At 44.8% G+C, this 15,097-nt stretch carries 14 protein-coding genes; 2 read left to right on the top strand and 12 right to left on the bottom strand.

Going from position 1 to position 15,097, the window contains the following annotated elements:
- The first annotated feature begins 270 nt into the window (after positions 1 to 270).
- Positions 271 to 1,092, top strand: a complete 822-nt coding sequence (locus tag ACR32F_RS12915) for a protein-glutamine gamma-glutamyltransferase (RefSeq protein WP_440119070.1) — start codon at positions 271 to 273, stop codon at positions 1,090 to 1,092.
- Between the two features lie 117 nt (positions 1,093 to 1,209).
- Here ACR32F_RS12915 and infC read toward each other — a convergent pair whose 3' ends face one another.
- The 11 genes from infC to ACR32F_RS12860 all read right to left on the bottom strand — a co-directional run bounded on the left by infC (position 1,210) and on the right by ACR32F_RS12860 (position 12,678).
- Positions 1,210 to 1,704 carry a translation initiation factor IF-3 gene (gene infC, locus ACR32F_RS12910; protein ID WP_440119069.1) on the bottom strand — a complete coding sequence of 165 codons (495 nt, stop codon included), beginning with the start codon at positions 1,702 to 1,704 and terminating at the stop codon, positions 1,210 to 1,212.
- Positions 1,705 to 1,824: 120 nt separating this feature from the next.
- On the bottom strand, positions 1,825 to 2,757 hold the full coding sequence (locus ACR32F_RS12905) for a manganese-dependent inorganic pyrophosphatase (protein ID WP_440119068.1): 933 nt from the start codon (positions 2,755 to 2,757) through the stop codon (positions 1,825 to 1,827).
- Positions 2,758 to 3,281: 524 nt separating this feature from the next.
- The gene (locus ACR32F_RS12900) at positions 3,282 to 4,013 is read right to left on the bottom strand and encodes a metallophosphoesterase family protein (protein ID WP_440119819.1); all 732 of its coding nucleotides are present in this window, start codon (positions 4,011 to 4,013) and stop codon (positions 3,282 to 3,284) included.
- 113 nt (positions 4,014 to 4,126) lie between these two features.
- Positions 4,127 to 5,134 carry an LLM class flavin-dependent oxidoreductase gene (locus ACR32F_RS12895; protein ID WP_440119067.1) on the bottom strand — a complete coding sequence of 336 codons (1,008 nt, stop codon included), beginning with the start codon at positions 5,132 to 5,134 and terminating at the stop codon, positions 4,127 to 4,129.
- A 208-nt stretch (positions 5,135 to 5,342) separates the two neighbouring features.
- The gene (locus ACR32F_RS12890) at positions 5,343 to 7,277 is read right to left on the bottom strand and encodes an LTA synthase family protein (RefSeq protein ID WP_440119066.1); all 1,935 of its coding nucleotides are present in this window, start codon (positions 7,275 to 7,277) and stop codon (positions 5,343 to 5,345) included.
- 153 nt (positions 7,278 to 7,430) lie between these two features.
- Complete coding sequence (locus tag ACR32F_RS12885; RefSeq protein ID WP_440119065.1) at positions 7,431 to 7,697, bottom strand: N-acetyltransferase family protein; 267 nt, start codon at positions 7,695 to 7,697, stop codon at positions 7,431 to 7,433.
- Complete coding sequence (locus ACR32F_RS12880) at positions 7,688 to 8,074, bottom strand: HAD-IA family hydrolase (protein ID WP_440119063.1); 387 nt, start codon at positions 8,072 to 8,074, stop codon at positions 7,688 to 7,690. Before ACR32F_RS12880 ends, ACR32F_RS12885 begins: the two co-directional genes overlap by 10 nt.
- Positions 8,071 to 8,292 (bottom strand): hypothetical protein, encoded by a 222-nt coding sequence (locus tag ACR32F_RS12875; RefSeq protein WP_440119062.1) that lies wholly within the window; start codon positions 8,290 to 8,292, stop codon positions 8,071 to 8,073. Before ACR32F_RS12875 ends, ACR32F_RS12880 begins: the two co-directional genes overlap by 4 nt.
- 124 nt (positions 8,293 to 8,416) lie before the next feature.
- Positions 8,417 to 10,690, bottom strand: coding sequence for a putative PEP-binding protein (locus tag ACR32F_RS12870; protein ID WP_440119061.1), 2,274 nt, complete (start codon positions 10,688 to 10,690; stop codon positions 8,417 to 8,419).
- A gap of 358 nt (positions 10,691 to 11,048) precedes the next feature.
- The gene (locus ACR32F_RS12865; protein WP_440119060.1) at positions 11,049 to 11,372 is read right to left on the bottom strand and encodes a hypothetical protein; all 324 of its coding nucleotides are present in this window, start codon (positions 11,370 to 11,372) and stop codon (positions 11,049 to 11,051) included.
- A 487-nt stretch (positions 11,373 to 11,859) separates the two neighbouring features.
- Positions 11,860 to 12,678, bottom strand: a complete 819-nt coding sequence (locus ACR32F_RS12860) for a serine hydrolase domain-containing protein (RefSeq protein WP_440119059.1) — start codon at positions 12,676 to 12,678, stop codon at positions 11,860 to 11,862.
- Positions 12,679 to 13,024: 346 nt separating this feature from the next.
- Here ACR32F_RS12860 and ACR32F_RS12855 point away from each other — a divergent pair, with 346 nt between their 5' ends.
- Positions 13,025 to 13,186, top strand: coding sequence for a hypothetical protein (locus ACR32F_RS12855; RefSeq protein ID WP_440119058.1), 162 nt, complete (start codon positions 13,025 to 13,027; stop codon positions 13,184 to 13,186).
- 305 nt (positions 13,187 to 13,491) lie between these two features.
- Here the strand turns inward: ACR32F_RS12855 and ACR32F_RS12850 are convergent, their stop codons facing one another.
- The gene (locus tag ACR32F_RS12850) at positions 13,492 to 14,958 is read right to left on the bottom strand and encodes a helix-turn-helix domain-containing protein (protein ID WP_440119057.1); all 1,467 of its coding nucleotides are present in this window, start codon (positions 14,956 to 14,958) and stop codon (positions 13,492 to 13,494) included.
- Between the last annotated feature and the right edge of the window lie 139 nt (positions 14,959 to 15,097).

The following is a 15,097-nucleotide window of genomic DNA, read 5'->3' as shown; positions in this document are numbered from 1 at the left end:
TTCTCCTTTTTATTAAAATCTGAATATATTCCGTATGAACAGTTCGACCTGCACATAACTTCATCTATAGAGTACTACCCCAAATGCCATAATTTTTAAACGGGGTCGGACAAAATTCTGGGCAATAATCGACAATTTATAACAAATTTCTCCTCGGACTGTACGTGTAGACATACAGATCCACACATCTCGCATCATATACTAAAGAATACTTGTGTACCCCCCTTTATACAAGACTGAACATCCAAACGATATTGGAGGTTATGGATCATGATCATTGTTGCGAATCAACCGGTTAACCTGGTGCGCTCGGATTGGTCTGCATTTGATTGGCACTGGTTACAGCAGCTTCAGAATAGTTCAACGATCTATACTTATCAATCCATGGACCATCTTCATTTTGAATGGACATTGAGAGAGTCTCTTGTTGATGCAGCAGAGGGGTTAGATCGAAGCGGGGTCAGTTTTGCCTCATTCGAGAAATCCAGATGTAATCCCGCCTATTGGAACCTAAATGCTGAGGGTGGCTTCGAACTAAGATCTAATGTAACTCCTGCGAATGGAATTCGCGACATCTGGAGGAATGGTCATTTATATGCCTTTGAATGTGCAACAGCCACAGTCATTGTACTGTATGGTGGAGTACTGGGAAGCATTCGTGAGGATGCTTTCAATTCGCTGTTTCATAACCTGCTGTTGTTTGATTGGCATTACGATAGCGATCTGCGATTGACCGAAAAGAACGGCAGTGACACTGCCCTCCCAGGTGATGTACTGTATTTCAAAAACCCGGACGTATCACCAGAAACACCAGAATGGCAGGGCGAAAACACCATTATGCTGGGCGAAGATCGATATTATGGTCATGGGATCGGGATTGCCAGCGGGAGGGAAATTATTCGTACACTGAATCAAAACCGTATTCCCGGAAGTACAGTATCTGCCTATTTAATGGATACGGTCATTTATCCAGACTTTTTATATCTATCCCGTTTTGCCAATAGTAATAACATGAATCCATCGACTTCTACCCCCGTCTTACCTGGACAGTTATATGTACGTATTGGCGGCAGCCGTTATTTACGAACCTGAATAGGCCGAAAGAATGCCGTTTGACATGTTATACAGATATTCAGATACGAAGAAGCCCCGTGAAGCAGCAGCTCAACTGCTATATCACGGGGCTTCTCTCATCAAAGTACGAACATGCTACGCAAGCGGGTCCAGCTGTACAACCACCTGTTTGCCACTCACCTGCACACCTGTTGTTTTGCTGCCGAATTCAGCCAGCGATTTGCACAGTTGCTCTGCCCATTCCTTGCCTGCTGCTCCTTCTTTGGCACCATGCACCTGTATGACTAGCTTCACGGAGTCACCCTTCTTGAGGATACGCTCCGCCTGAGATTGCTTCGTCTCCCGGTCATGATCTTCCATCTGTAAGTTTAACCGAATTTCTTTCACTTTACGTTTCTCGGGTGATTTGCCCGCTTTTTTCTTTTCCTGCTGCGCTTCTTGTCTTGCCGCTCCGGCCCCAATGAGTTTGCATCGCGGTGGGCTGGTCATTAAAGACTCGCATACCAGATCCACCTTGTTCTGCTTGGCAAGTAGGAGTGCATCTCGCGTGGACATAATCCCCAGATCTTCACCGTTCAGGCCAGTCAACTGGACTTCGGTTGCTTTAATCTTTTCATTTTTGATTATCATAGGACTCTCCTTCAACCAAAAAGCCTGTCCTGACCTATAACAGATCAGAGCAGGCTTGGATGGTTAACTAAATATTAAAACCGTATCTGAACGTATTGGTTATACGTCGGATCGTCTATTTTACAGTGTGTTGAAAGCTTCGGTCAGAACGGGTACAATTTGCGATTTGCGTGATACTACGCCTTTCAACAGCGCTCTGCTGTCAGACAACGTCACATTGTATGCTTTCTCTACAGCTTTGACGGAACCACCATAAGCCAGTGCAACGGAATCGTTATTCAAGATGTCGGTTACGACAAATACGAACAGGTCGAGGCCTTTGCTTGAGATGATTGCTTCAATCGCTGCTTGAAGTTCAGGTTGTTTCACGAGTACATCGTTGACATCAACTGCGTTAACTTGCGCAATTTCCACTTTGGATTGACCCATTACGAATTCTTTTGCATCCAGGGAAATCAGTTCAGCAATCGTCTTCTGACTCAAATCCGCGCCCGCTTTCAGCATATCCAGACCATAGCTGTCTGCATCCACACCAGCAATGGCAGCCAGCTCACGTGCAGCCGCTACATCCTGCTCTGTGCAAGTTGGGGATTTGAACAACAAAGAGTCGGAAATAATCGCGGACAGCATCAGACCAGCAATCGGTGCGCTGACTTCAATGCCGTTCTCCTTGTACATTTTATTCAAAATGGTTGCCGTACAACCTACAGGCTCTGCACGGAAATACAAAGGCTGGTTTGTCTCAAAGTTAGCGATCCGATGGTGGTCGATGACTTCAACAACAGTCACTTCCTCAATATCGCTCACACTTTGCTGACGCTCGTTGTGGTCAACCAGGATCACTTTATTTACTTCATTCGCAGCTGTTTTGATCAGACGTGGTGCTTCAACTTTGAATTGATCCAGTGCAAACTGAGTTTCACCGTTGACGTCGCCGAGACGAACTGCTTCAACGTCCTGACCCAATTTTGTTTTCAAATCCGCATAGGCGATTGCCGAGCAGATCGTGTCCGTATCGGGATTTTTGTGACCGAAGATTAACGCTTTTTCCATAATAATAGCCCTCCGTCAATTCTGATTTAGAATAATAATGTAATATTTCAACCATACCCTACTGATTATAGCGTTAATAGGGTCTAATTCCAATCCCTTTACAGCGAATTGATTGCAAATCATTCTCAGAGAGTACAATATGACGTAGTGAGGAAGTAGCCGTTCCGGTTACGAATCGCTCTTCCGATCGCTGTTATCCCCCGATTTCTTCTTTTACCTTTACAAAAAAATGAATTCCTTCAGGCAATGTAGCTAGTTCAGTCCAAACTGGCTTATCCTTAACAATATGTATTGCAGCCTGTTGGTTCATTCTCGTTGTCTCATCTCTCATCCATCGCACCTGCACTTTAAAAGTGCAACCATATTCAACTAAAATTTCAAATAATTTTGCTGGAGGATCATTATGAATTTCGATAAAGTCACACTACACTGCAAGCTCGATGAGATCTTGAAAAAACACAACAACATGTCTGTCCTCAAATTGTCAGAAGAAATAACGATTTATTTGAAATTCGGCGCGTGGATTAACCCTCGGGACCCTGAGGGGTCTCTCCCTTTTTCACAAAAAAGGTCTGTACGCTTCCGTCTTCACCGATCTCCAGCATGTTCAGTTGGGCACCGTAAGCACATCCGCCATCGATGCCAATCTTGTCCCAGCCCAAGTCAAACCAGACCCCCGAACCGTCATGCAAGTGCGTTACAGGCGTGTGCCCAAATACCACCGTCTCCTTAAGCGAGGTTGGTCTTGTATAGAACGGCTCCCGAATCCAAATAAAATCCTGCTCTGGCTGGGTTCGCCAGTCCTCCACATCCGGGTTGATCCCTGCATGTACAAAGATATAACCAGGAATTTCGTACACAAGCGGAAGCTGCTCCAGAAAACGAAGATGATGCTCAAAGTGTGTACGTATCCACTGTTTGGCTTCAGCATAAGCATTCCAATCGATCTGCTCCTCGTCAAAAGAAACCTGCACATAACTGGCTAATGTATGTAACCCGCCATTTCGAATCCAGTGTTTGTCATACTCCTCCACGTCATGAGTCAGTGCTTTAACCATCATCGCATCGTGATTGCCCTTAATCACTATAATGTTGTGCTGCTCGTGCATCTGCATAATCTGTTCAACGACCTGTTTGCTCTTTGGCCCGCGGTCAACGTAATCACCTAATAAAATCAGTTCGTCCTGCTCCGGATTGTAGGCTACATGCTCAAGCAGAGCATTAAATTCGTCATAACAGCCATGAATATCACTAATGACACATCTGCGGATGTGAATCTCTCCTCTCCCTGACTATGCAAGAGTATAACCGGAACCTTGCCTCACAAGGCTCCAGCCATTTCATTTTATCAATTCCCGCTCTACCTCAATTAATCCTGCTTCAAACTAAAGGCTTCTGCAATCAAGCTGAATGAACGCAGTCGTGCCTCAAACGAATGGATCGCTGATGCAATAATGACTTCATCTGCCTCATGACGTTCAGCCATTGCGGTGATTTTGTCTTTCACCTGATCTGGTGTGCCCACGATGGAAAAAGAACGTCGTTGACGGATCTGTTCCATCTCCATCGCCGTAAATGGATAGTTGTTCACCGTCTCTAAGGACGGGAATGAATTCTGCTCCAGCCCCCTGCCGAGACGCAGGAAGAAAAGTTCATTACTTCGAGCAAGATCAGCAGCTTCATCCTCTGTCTCCGCACAGAATGCCGACACAGCAATCATCGAATGTGGTTTGTCATTCAGGATGGACGGCTTGAAATGTCTGCGGTAATGCTTCATCGCCTCTTCGCCGCCTGGTGTTCCGAAGAATTGAGCAAATGCATACGATGTCCCTTGCGCCGCAGCAATTCGCGCCCCTTCAGAACTGGAACCGAGCAGCCAAACTTCGGGAACCGTTGGAACCGATGGTCCGGCAACCAGTGATGCAAACCGATGATCCTCGGGCAGCTGTTCGTGGAAATATCCACCCAGATCCGCAATCTGCTGCGGGAAGAATTGTACGTTCGACGATTTACCTTCATTCAGAGCCCTGCTGGCAATGGGCATGCCTCCTGGTGCTCTGCCTATCCCCAGATCAATTCGCCCTGGATGTAATGCTTCCAGCAGCCGGAAGTTCTCAGCTACTTTATAGGCACTATAATGAGGCAGCATTACACCGCCGGAACCTACCCGAATTTTGTCTGTATGGGCAGCCACATGTGCAATCATAACTTCAGGACTGGAAAAGGACAGCGCTCCGCTGCCGTGGTGCTCCGACATCCAGAAACGGGAGAATCCCAATTTATCCGCATGTTGGGCAAGTTTTACGGTCTCCTGCAAGGTATCCTGTACACTCCGGCTTTCATTGATATGTCCATGTTCAAGTACACTCAGTTTCATATATATTCAATCCTCTCGTCTGTTAGGTTAATGAGTCCTGCGAGTATTACACTCTCTTCCTTCTTCCATTGTAACATTAATAATTACAGTTTCAAACTTATATATCTCCTTATTACCATACCATGCTTCGATCATGCAAAAAAAAAACGTCACCAGCTCTTAGACTGGTGACGTTTTTTCTTAATCTTTCTTGATTTGTAGAAATTCGTTATGGCGCACGTTTGGGCAACAACTTCACATACTCGTCAGACAGCTTCATCAAGCTGAGTACGTGCTCATAATCGGAACGGTATGGTTCCAGATTCGTTACCTGTTCATATGTTTTCAGCGAGTAGGCCGTTCCATCATCAAAGCCTGCACCCGGAATAAACATGATGTCATTATTGACAAATGAACCTGTCGGCAAGTAATACCGAATACCGAACACATTGCGATCCATGTTGAGCAGATCATGTCCGAAGGCAGTAAACTTCTCATCCTCGAGCGAAACACCCATCAGATTCATGATCGTTGGCAACATATCCAGCTGACCGCCTGGCTGCTCAATCACTTGACCTTTGGCCTGTTTCGGCGTGTGAATCAGGAGCGGGATATTGAAACGGCTCACTTTACCGTCATAAGGGACACCCAGATTCGACTGAATCTGCTGTGTAATTTCTTCGTCAGCGGGTAATCCGAAGTGATCTCCATAGAGTACAAGTGTTGTATTATCCCATAATCCGTTCGCCTTCAATTCATGAATGAGTTGACCGATAGCATAGTCCGTATAGTTAATTGCTTGCAGATAATCGCGAAGCAATTGGTTCGTAATGGTAGCGGGAATCGTAATTCGCGCGCGATCTGCGGGAACCGTGAACGGCGAATGGCTTGATGTCGTAATGAACTGAGCATAGAAGGGCTGATTCGCAGCCTGATGCGCGGTCATTTTCTCCACACCTACACGATATAATTCTTCATCCGATGGCCCAAAATCATTAAACTTGTCATTCTGGAAGCTGGGCTTATCGAAGTATCGGTTGAATCCAAGTGCCGGATACATTTTGTTCCGATTCCAGAAGGTTACGTCATTGACGTGATATGTTTCTGACTGGTACCCCTCTTTCCCAAGTAACTTGGGCAGGCTCGGCAGTTCGCGGTCACTGTATCCCGCTGACATTGGAACAACCCCGGTTGGATAGATGGACGTGTTCGACATGAACTCGGCATCCGATGTGTTTCCCTGTCCGATCTGTTGGAAAAAATGAGAGAAATAATAGCTTTCTTTGGCCAGATCATTCAGTACCGGGGTCAACTCTTGACCGTCCAGTGAAGCGTTGAGCGGAAAATTCTGGAAAGATTCCAATTGGAGTACAATCAAATTACTGCCTTTGGCCTGACCAAAATATTTGGCCTTGATCTCTGAGCCCTGTGCTGCCTTATTCTGATAAGGATACTTGCTAACCAGCTGGTTGATCTTATCGATCGTTTCGTTAATATTGCCATTCGCAATGGCTTCATTCTCTTTGCTCATCAGAATGGCCGACGATACCTGATAATTCAGAAATCCGAGATTCTCCGCTCGAACGAGTTCATTATCAATCGTTTCCCCTTTGACGATAAAACTGCCGGACAGCACAATACAAAATGCAGCGGTAAGCACTACGCCCAACTTGCTCCAGTAACGTCTCCGACTTCTGCCGAAAGTTAATCCGCTATCCCGGTAACTGCCGTTACGTCCAGCCGTGCCTCGCCGCGAGATGAACCATACAAACAGTGCGATTACAATGTCCACAAAAAACAGGAAGTGCACAGGTCGGACCAGAGGTCCGATGCTGCCTCGCACCTGGGCGACTTGCCCCAGCTCACTCAGCGCCGTATATGTGGGAACCGAACTGAAATGTGCATTATAAAGTGTCGCCGCGAACAATAACAGCGAGAACAGCACATTGAAGAATCCGTACACTGGACGCTTCCAGCCTTTTGGCACGATCAGATCGAGAATGCATACCACGGTCAGGGCTCCGAGTGCGTCTGTTACGAAACCAACCCCGGACAGCCCCTGGAAAAAGAAATACCGTAAAAGCGATAGCTTCAGCAACATAAGAATGAATAACACGGCAAATAAGGTCCGTGATGAGGTCCGTTTATTTTCGGAATTATACATGGTCGTTTTCAACCCTTATCTGAAATTTTTACGTTGATTTTACAAAACGTATATTTCAGTATAACAGTTTTATGGTTTTTAAGCCATGTGGGGATGTTCAGCAAACAAGAAAAAAGTTTTACCACCACACTTGGTTTGGAAAATCGATCTTTCCTAGAGCGTTAAGCCACTGTTGTTATTTTCCTCATAAAGCTTACTCATAATAAACTCATCTACATATGTACCATTAACCAACAAAAACCTCAGCTTTTTCCCTTCCTGCTGAAAACCAACATGACGATATAAAGCTATTGCATAAAGATTATGGCTCATGACAGTCAATTCAAGCCGGATAATGCCCGCAGTTGGTCTCCATTCTTCCATCGCTGACATGAGCTTTTTGCCAATGCCTTGGCCAGTATAACTCTGTCTTATTCCCATGACCAAGGCGCATCTTCAACACAGGCCTGACGAATCATGAGGTCCTCGACTGTCCCTTCCCGTTGTTGTAGGATCCACTGTACAGCAGCGTTAAAATCAGTTGCCAAAAAGGCCACTTCCAACGTTTGCCAGCGCCAACGATTCTTCTCTAACGACTCTGCTCCTGCTCCAGTCAATACCAGAACGCATATACAGCCAGCAGAACGGGCGGCAGTCATGTCAGACCAGCGATCTCCAATGACAACACACTGTTCAAGATTGAGATCATGCTCCTGTGCTGCCTGCATCAGCATGTCTGGTCTTGGTTTGCGGCATTCACACCCTGCTTTGGCAGGATGAGGACATACATAGGTGTGCTCTATGCCAAATAGCCTCATTTCCTGCTGAAAAGCTTCAACCGTTGATTTGCCGTCAGTAATACCCGGTTGATTGTGAATCCAAACATTTTAATGCCGTGTTCAGATAATTTGCAGATGGAATCAGCAACTCCATCATATAGTTCCAACTCTCCGGGATAACCTATATCGTCTGTGCCACCAATCGTGCCATCTCGGTCGATAAAGACGGCTTGAATGCATAGATCATGAATGGTCATGTTTAGATACCTCTCTCCTCTTCCAGCGCGTAATGTTCTTTATTCCAAATTAAAAAAGAGGTAACAAATCAGCTCAAACTGCTGATCCAATTACCTCACATTATATCCTACCTGAAATCTAACCTTAAGCTGTCGTTGATATCTCTCCGTTCAGTATGTTTACGCCCTGCCTTTGCGCCCTTATGACTGCTTGTGCAGCAGCAATACGTGCAAAAGGTACCTGCTCTGGCAGACAACTTACGTAAGCCAGATTAATTTGATGACAAAAAGCAATGGAATCCGGATCAGCTGCATTCTCACCACAGATGCCTGCCTTTAGATGCGGTTTCCGAATTCTCCCCTGGGTAACAGCCATTTCAACCAACTGCCCAACTCCCTCGATATCCAATACCTCGAACGGGTTACTTGGAAGCAGGCGACGCTCTACATCCGGATGAAGGAATTGCTTCTCCGCATCATGTCGGCTATAGCCAAACGTCATCTGAGTCAGATCATCTGTGTCAAACGACAAGAAGTCTGCATGGCGAGCGATATGAGCTGCGGTCAGCGCCCCTCTTGGAGCTTCAATCATCGCACCCACCCTGTAGAGGCAATGACGTTTTTCCTCACCAAGCACTTGATCCGCTACATGATCAACCAGATCCCTCATCGTCTGAATTTCACTCGCATGATCTACCTGCGGAATCATAATCTCAGGGCGTACCCACCATCCTTGACGAATGCCTCTCACCGCTGCACGGAAGACCGCTTCAAGCTGCATATCAACGATTTCCGGGAACATGATACCTAACCGACAGCCCCGCTGTCCAAGCATCGGAATCCGTTCATGCAATTCAAGGACTCTGCGGATTACGCGCTCAAGTTCCTCCAATTCACTTTTATTTCCCACTACTCCCCCTATCCGCAACTGCTCATACCGCTCTTCCAACACTTCCAAATCCGGTAGTAGATCGTGTAACGTCAGGTCGAGTAATCGAATGGTTACCGGGAATCCATCCATCGCTTCGAAGAGTTGTTCAAAATCAGACTGCTGCATCGGTAACAGACGTTCCAATCCACGTTTACGCTCAGACTCACTGTCCGCCAGAATCATTTTCTGCACATAAGGAAGACGTGAAGGAGACAATAACATTTGCTCTGTCCGGCACAAGCCAATTCCCTCCGCCCCAAGCGCCCGTGCCGTGATGGCATCCCTCGGATGATCAACATTGGCAAGTACCGTCAGTTCCTTCACTTCATCTGCCCATTCAAGCAGAAGTTGCAGCTCCGGTGATAAAGGTGTCGTTTGTTCCGTCCAGCTATTAGCTACTTCCGTCACATGCCCAGGCTCAATACGCAGCAGCGCATCCTCATGGGTGATTACACCTTCATGAACCAGATCCACCGCACTCTTCAATGTAGCGATAGAGGTTAACCGTGCTTGACCGGCCTGCATTAAATACAACGTTCCTGAATCAACCACAAATTTTATCTCCTGAACCGCTCCTCTACGCTTCTCCAACTGGCTGCTTACCTCTAGCAGAAGTCCATACAGTTCAGGCGCTTCGTTCAGTAATTGTTCTAGACCGCGGTCCACATTCCGGGAAGCAGCAGATGAGATGTATTCACCAGTGATGCCCTGTTCCCCGGTAACCGGGTGACGAGAATATATTGTTCCAATACCGCTACGTTCCCCACATTCTCCATTGACCATCGCTTGTATAAGAACAGGCGATCCTTGCTTCGCAGCACCATAATGGGATTTGCGATAAACATCCGCTTGCTCTCTGGACATGGGAACACACTGAGAATTAAAAACGGCACGAATCACTTCCTGTAATTGCAGCTGGGTATCTTGAGGAAAAGGTTTACGTCCCCGCTCTTCTATTAAGCGTTTATATTCTGCGATAGCCATTTCAAGCTTCGCTTCATCCAGTATCGTGCTGTCACCCACTCGTTCCTCAAAACATTCATACGCAATTCCATGTACCAGCTGACCATAATCCTGTAATAACATCCGGTAACAATTCAGTGCATACTTCCGATCTTTCGTTTGACGAGCGAGCCCTTCTACAGTAATATCGTTCAGGCCTACATGAAGCAATAATTTCTTAACGGTCTGTATTGAACTGGCTCCATCGGAACGTACTGCAAGCAAGAGCGGGTTCTCGGAATGGTCGAAGTATTTTCCCGTTTGCTGTTCCAGATGCCGAATAGCGCTGCCAATCTCTTCAACCCCTTCAGCGGAAAGATGTCCAAGACGGGTACAAAACTCGCGGCAGCATTCTGTTGTTACAACAAATCCGGCTGGTACAGACCAACCTGCATGTAATAGCTCGGCAAGCTCAGCCCCTGTACTGCCCATCAGCCCCTTCATCTCTGCCGTACCTTCTTCCAACAGAATTACCCGTTTCGTCATTACAGCTCTCCCATCCGCCATACATGGCTATGCTTAAAGGCTTTCCACCCTTGTGGATCACCCTTCAGTTAATGGTATGTCGCAAACCTGCAGTCAAGGACATCCGCTTCCGCATTTTGTGCTCGTTATGATGTTTTTTTGTAAACGCTATACTAAATACGATTAAACAAGCCTATCTACCGCTCACATGGGCTCATTCGTCATACTAAAAAAAGAAGCCCCATCAGCCTTAGCTGAAGGAGCATCACTTGTTTAGTATGACGTACCTTGAAACGTCAGCACCTGATCAAACAGGATGTAAACTTTCTGACTCTTAAATCGATAAAGAAATCTTCCACACTCTTGATTAAATGATGAGTTATTCCCATTCACCTTTCTTGATATACGTTGCATCGTAAGCAACAATTACATTCGTTTGGTCTGTTACTTTTTGTATATCATCTACTACAACTTCTTCGCTGTAATCGACTACACTCGAATCTACTTTCTTGAAGACCCCACAATCCTTCACGTAAATTATATCTGGATGCTCAGAATCATATCGTAAGTTATCAGGTAGAGTTTCGCCCGATATTTCATACGATTCAGCAACAGTAGTAGTCATAGATGTTCCCGTAACAGGAACAGAGATCATACCCATCAAAGCTACCATTAATAACGAGGTCAAGATCTTTTTCGGCATAGCACTCTTCCTTTCTTCATTTGAAAATTTACTCTCTAGCATAACATAACCATATACTGGAATGGGAGTATTATTTAAACTGCAGGATATCGTCGATTTTCTTCCCACCCTAGAGGAATGGGAGGTCGTTACCTCGTCCTCCCTTTTTATCATGTGTTAGTTATCTTGGATGGACGTTTTTAGACATAAGAAAAACCACCTAATGATCAGGTGGTTCATGCTGCTATCGTTCCCCGTTACTTTAATGTCGTTTCTCTCCGCATGATTGCTTCCAATATTTTTATACCTGTAGAGTCTATCATAGTTCCTTGAGAAGGCTCTTTTTTAGTAATCAATTTCATTAATTGAGCAAAATAATAATCCATAATATGATTCGAGAAAAAAGAATAATTGGATAGCAATACAACTCCTACACGGAGTTCCTTGTTGAAAGCCAGATAACTATTAAAACCAGCTGAACCCCCGTTATGCCAGAGGATAACTTTATCTAGAAGTTTATCCTCGCCCCAGCCAAAATAAGGTTTGAATTTCCGATCCATATAGGGAGATGACTTTTTTGTAGTGTAGAGGCTATCGGATTATCATCCTTTAGATTGGCTTGGACAAATAAACTCAAATCGCTAACAGATGACTTAATTCCCCCAGCTCCTTCATGTATGGAAAGATCCCAATGAGGGACTCTTTTCCCGGTTGAAGCATGTCCATTCAAAAATCTGCCATTCTGTTCTGAATCAAGCATAACGGCTGTCTCATTCATCCTTAATGGACTCGTTATATATTTTTTTAACAGTTCGTCATATGTACTTCCTGACACCTTACATAGAATGTTTCCCAGTAAGCCCACACCGATATTGGAATATCCAAACGAACCAATGTTATCCGTGTAGTCGGCATTAGATAAAAAAGCAGTTAAATCTTCCTCGGTATACATTGAATAAGGATTCGATCTTTTTTTAGACAAAATGTGGTTGGTTGCCAATATCGGTAATCCCGAGGTATGAGTAGCAAGACTTTTCAAGGTAATTTTATTCAAATAATCGTTTTCAACGTTTTGCACGAAATTACCCACAATGTCATCTGAGGAAACCAGTTTTTCCTGTTCCATTTCTAATAAAAGTATGGATGTAAAAACTTTGGTTATGGAGCCGATTTCAAACAACATATGTTCAGGAGGGATCATACTTTTCTTTTTATTATTATCAAATGAATAGTATTCAACATCTCCCTCCCTAACAATCCCGATAACAAGCTGTAAATGTTTCTTATCTTTTGTGTAATCTGAAACAAAACTTTGTAAATCCTCCATAGTAAAAGTTACTCCTTTTAGTTTTATGATACTTTCATTACTCGAATGTTGAAATCACGATCATCAACCTATTTTAGGCAGATCAAACTATGTATTCGTTTCCAATTTTTGATTTTCCTGCCCCGCTGCACTAATCAACTCAGGACCAGGGATAGCTTCAATAAGGTATAAGACCTTTTCCTACTCAGCAAATTCAATAACAATAGCAAGGCAACAATACTAGAAATAGTCCTCTTGAAAGAACAATTCATGTCTGCTATCCTTTTTTTCAAATATTTGGCACAAGGATACACTATACTAAAATACGTTATAATTCAACCAAATATATACAACAGGAGGTTTTAATTTGAAACACAGAGTGCCTTTTGGTCTATTAATTCTAGCTATTGCAATGGGTGGTTTTTTTGTGACTCAACTTGAGAATGATACGTTTAAGATAGTTTATTCAGTTTTAGGAATCTTGGTTATTGTAATAAGTTACTTTTTATTTTCTAAAAAGAAAGTATAGTTAACCACAGCTTTCAAGAAATCGGAAAAAGCGAGAAGAGGAACGCCCCAGTCATATGCCGCATTGTGCAGCTGTGCGTTTCATTCTCGCTCGATTTCCACATTACAAATATATCACGTCCAAAGTCCAACGAAGGGGTCTATCAGTAGATCTAAAACTATTATGGAACGAGTCGGCATGATGATGAAGAACGCAGATGAAAAAATCCGTTTGCAGTACTCAGGCATAATTCAATTGTGAATTTGCAGAGAATGTGATTTTTTCGTGATTTTTCGAATTAACATTTCTCTCAGATGTTGCATCATTCAGCCCATAAACCGCAGTATATCATCGATCTTCTTCCCATGGGATATCACACCGTAGTTCATCCAGGTCATAAAATCAACCTCATATACATGGCCACGCTTCACTGCAGGAAGCCGTTTCCATTCGTCTCTATCGAGCAGCTCGCGCTCATCTCCAGACATGGCAGAATCCACACTGTCAAACGTAATAACCAGATGATCCGCCTCAAGTTGACTTAATTGCTCCAGCCCAATGCTGATCCTCCGTTCATGTCTGGTCCATTGCTGCACACAGGAATGCGGAGTTAATCCAAGATCCTGATAGATCACAGGTCCCACATAACCATACTGCTCCCCATAAAGTGTAATGTCCAACACGGATATACGCAACAAAGCTACCGTCTGACCACGCACATAACGCGCTAACCGACGCTTGGCTTCCAGTGCCTTATCTTCATAAGCACCGATTACATCCTGCACCCGATTCAATTTCCCCAACACATCGGCTGTAGATTTCAAAATGGAGCGCCAATCCTCTCCCAGATGATCCACGTAAAACGTAGGTGCCACCTGCTCAAAGCGATCCAGATTCCATCTATCATATCCCTTATCCAGCATGATAAATTCAGGGACATTCGCCACATTAAACTGGGCATCCTGCTGGCTTACATCGAATTCGGGTACATCATCCAATCCCAAATAATGCTGTCTGCCCCAGGAACGATGGGAACATTGCAGTACCGGCGTTACCCCGAGCGCCAGCACAAAGTCTTCCAGATACGGAGCAAATACACGTACGTCTTGACGGTAATGGCGGCGATACAAGCCTGGTGAAATACCAGCATATTGCTTGAAACGGCGACCAAAATAATACTCGTTGCTGAATCCAACATTCTGTGCAATATCATGCAAACGATCATCCGTCAGCTGTAATAGCTGTTTCGAGCGCTCCAGCCGAACAGCATTTACATAATCAAGCGGAAGCTTGCCTGTGATTTCTTTGAATTGCCGGGTGTAAGTGGCTCTGGTAAGCCGAATACCGGCCGCCAAATCGTCAACCGTTATGGCCTGATCATAGTGGTCACGAATATAGCGAATTGAACTTTGAAGCCGTGCGCGTTCATCCCTCACTTCATTCCCGGGATCACTTTGGCGAAGCAAGGCTCGGAACCACTCTTGGAAACGTAGCTGTACCTCCCATTGCTCCTGCCAATCACCAGATGTCAGTTGACGCAGTATTTGTTCCAAGGAAGCCAGGCAGGAACTCCACGGACTGTAATTCAGCTGAAAAAGAGGTAGTACTGTCGGAGAATCTGTACATTTGGGAAGTGCCGGCTTTTCCGCAGTGTCTCTTGTATGCAGAGAATTCGAAGTCACTTCTTTCAACTCAGCCACCATCAGATCAAGCCTATAGTATTGCAATTCACTTTCTGTCCAGTTGGAGCCCTCTATCCGAATGGAGGTTTCAGCTGGAACCAACATAATCATTCCTTTTTCCAAATAAGATTCCCGATCTGAGCAAATCATCGAACCTTTCCCACACGTTATGACGAATAGGGAATGACAAGCCGACATCTTATATACCAAACGTTTATCTGTATCGGGTCTGTTGTATTCTACGTATTCC

Origin of the sequence: Paenibacillus hebaui (genome assembly GCF_051934385.1) — a bacterium.
GTDB lineage: Bacteria > Bacillota > Bacilli > Paenibacillales > Paenibacillaceae > Paenibacillus.
Note: the sequence above shows the minus strand (reverse complement) of the source record. Positions and strands in the feature narration are given on the sequence as shown.

Coding starts and splice junctions, on each gene's coding strand:
- ACR32F_RS12915 (WP_440119070.1), top strand. CDS start 271: ATGATCATTGTTGCGAATCAACCGGTTAACCTGGTGCGCTCGGATTGG.
- infC (WP_440119069.1), bottom strand. CDS start 1,704: ATGATAATCAAAAATGAAAAGATTAAAGCAACCGAAGTCCAGTTGACT.
- ACR32F_RS12905 (WP_440119068.1), bottom strand. CDS start 2,757: ATGGAAAAAGCGTTAATCTTCGGTCACAAAAATCCCGATACGGACACG.
- ACR32F_RS12895 (WP_440119067.1), bottom strand. CDS start 5,134: ATGAAACTGAGTGTACTTGAACATGGACATATCAATGAAAGCCGGAGT.
- ACR32F_RS12890 (WP_440119066.1), bottom strand. CDS start 7,277: ATGTATAATTCCGAAAATAAACGGACCTCATCACGGACCTTATTTGCC.
- ACR32F_RS12885 (WP_440119065.1), bottom strand. CDS start 7,697: ATGGGAATAAGACAGAGTTATACTGGCCAAGGCATTGGCAAAAAGCTC.
- ACR32F_RS12880 (WP_440119063.1), bottom strand. CDS start 8,074: ATGAGGCTATTTGGCATAGAGCACACCTATGTATGTCCTCATCCTGCC.
- ACR32F_RS12875 (WP_440119062.1), bottom strand. CDS start 8,292: ATGACCATTCATGATCTATGCATTCAAGCCGTCTTTATCGACCGAGAT.
- ACR32F_RS12870 (WP_440119061.1), bottom strand. CDS start 10,690: ATGACGAAACGGGTAATTCTGTTGGAAGAAGGTACGGCAGAGATGAAG.
- ACR32F_RS12865 (WP_440119060.1), bottom strand. CDS start 11,372: ATGCCGAAAAAGATCTTGACCTCGTTATTAATGGTAGCTTTGATGGGT.
- ACR32F_RS12860 (WP_440119059.1), bottom strand. CDS start 12,678: ATGGAGGATTTACAAAGTTTTGTTTCAGATTACACAAAAGATAAGAAA.
- ACR32F_RS12850 (WP_440119057.1), bottom strand. CDS start 14,958: ATGATTATGTTGGTTCCAGCTGAAACCTCCATTCGGATAGAGGGCTCC.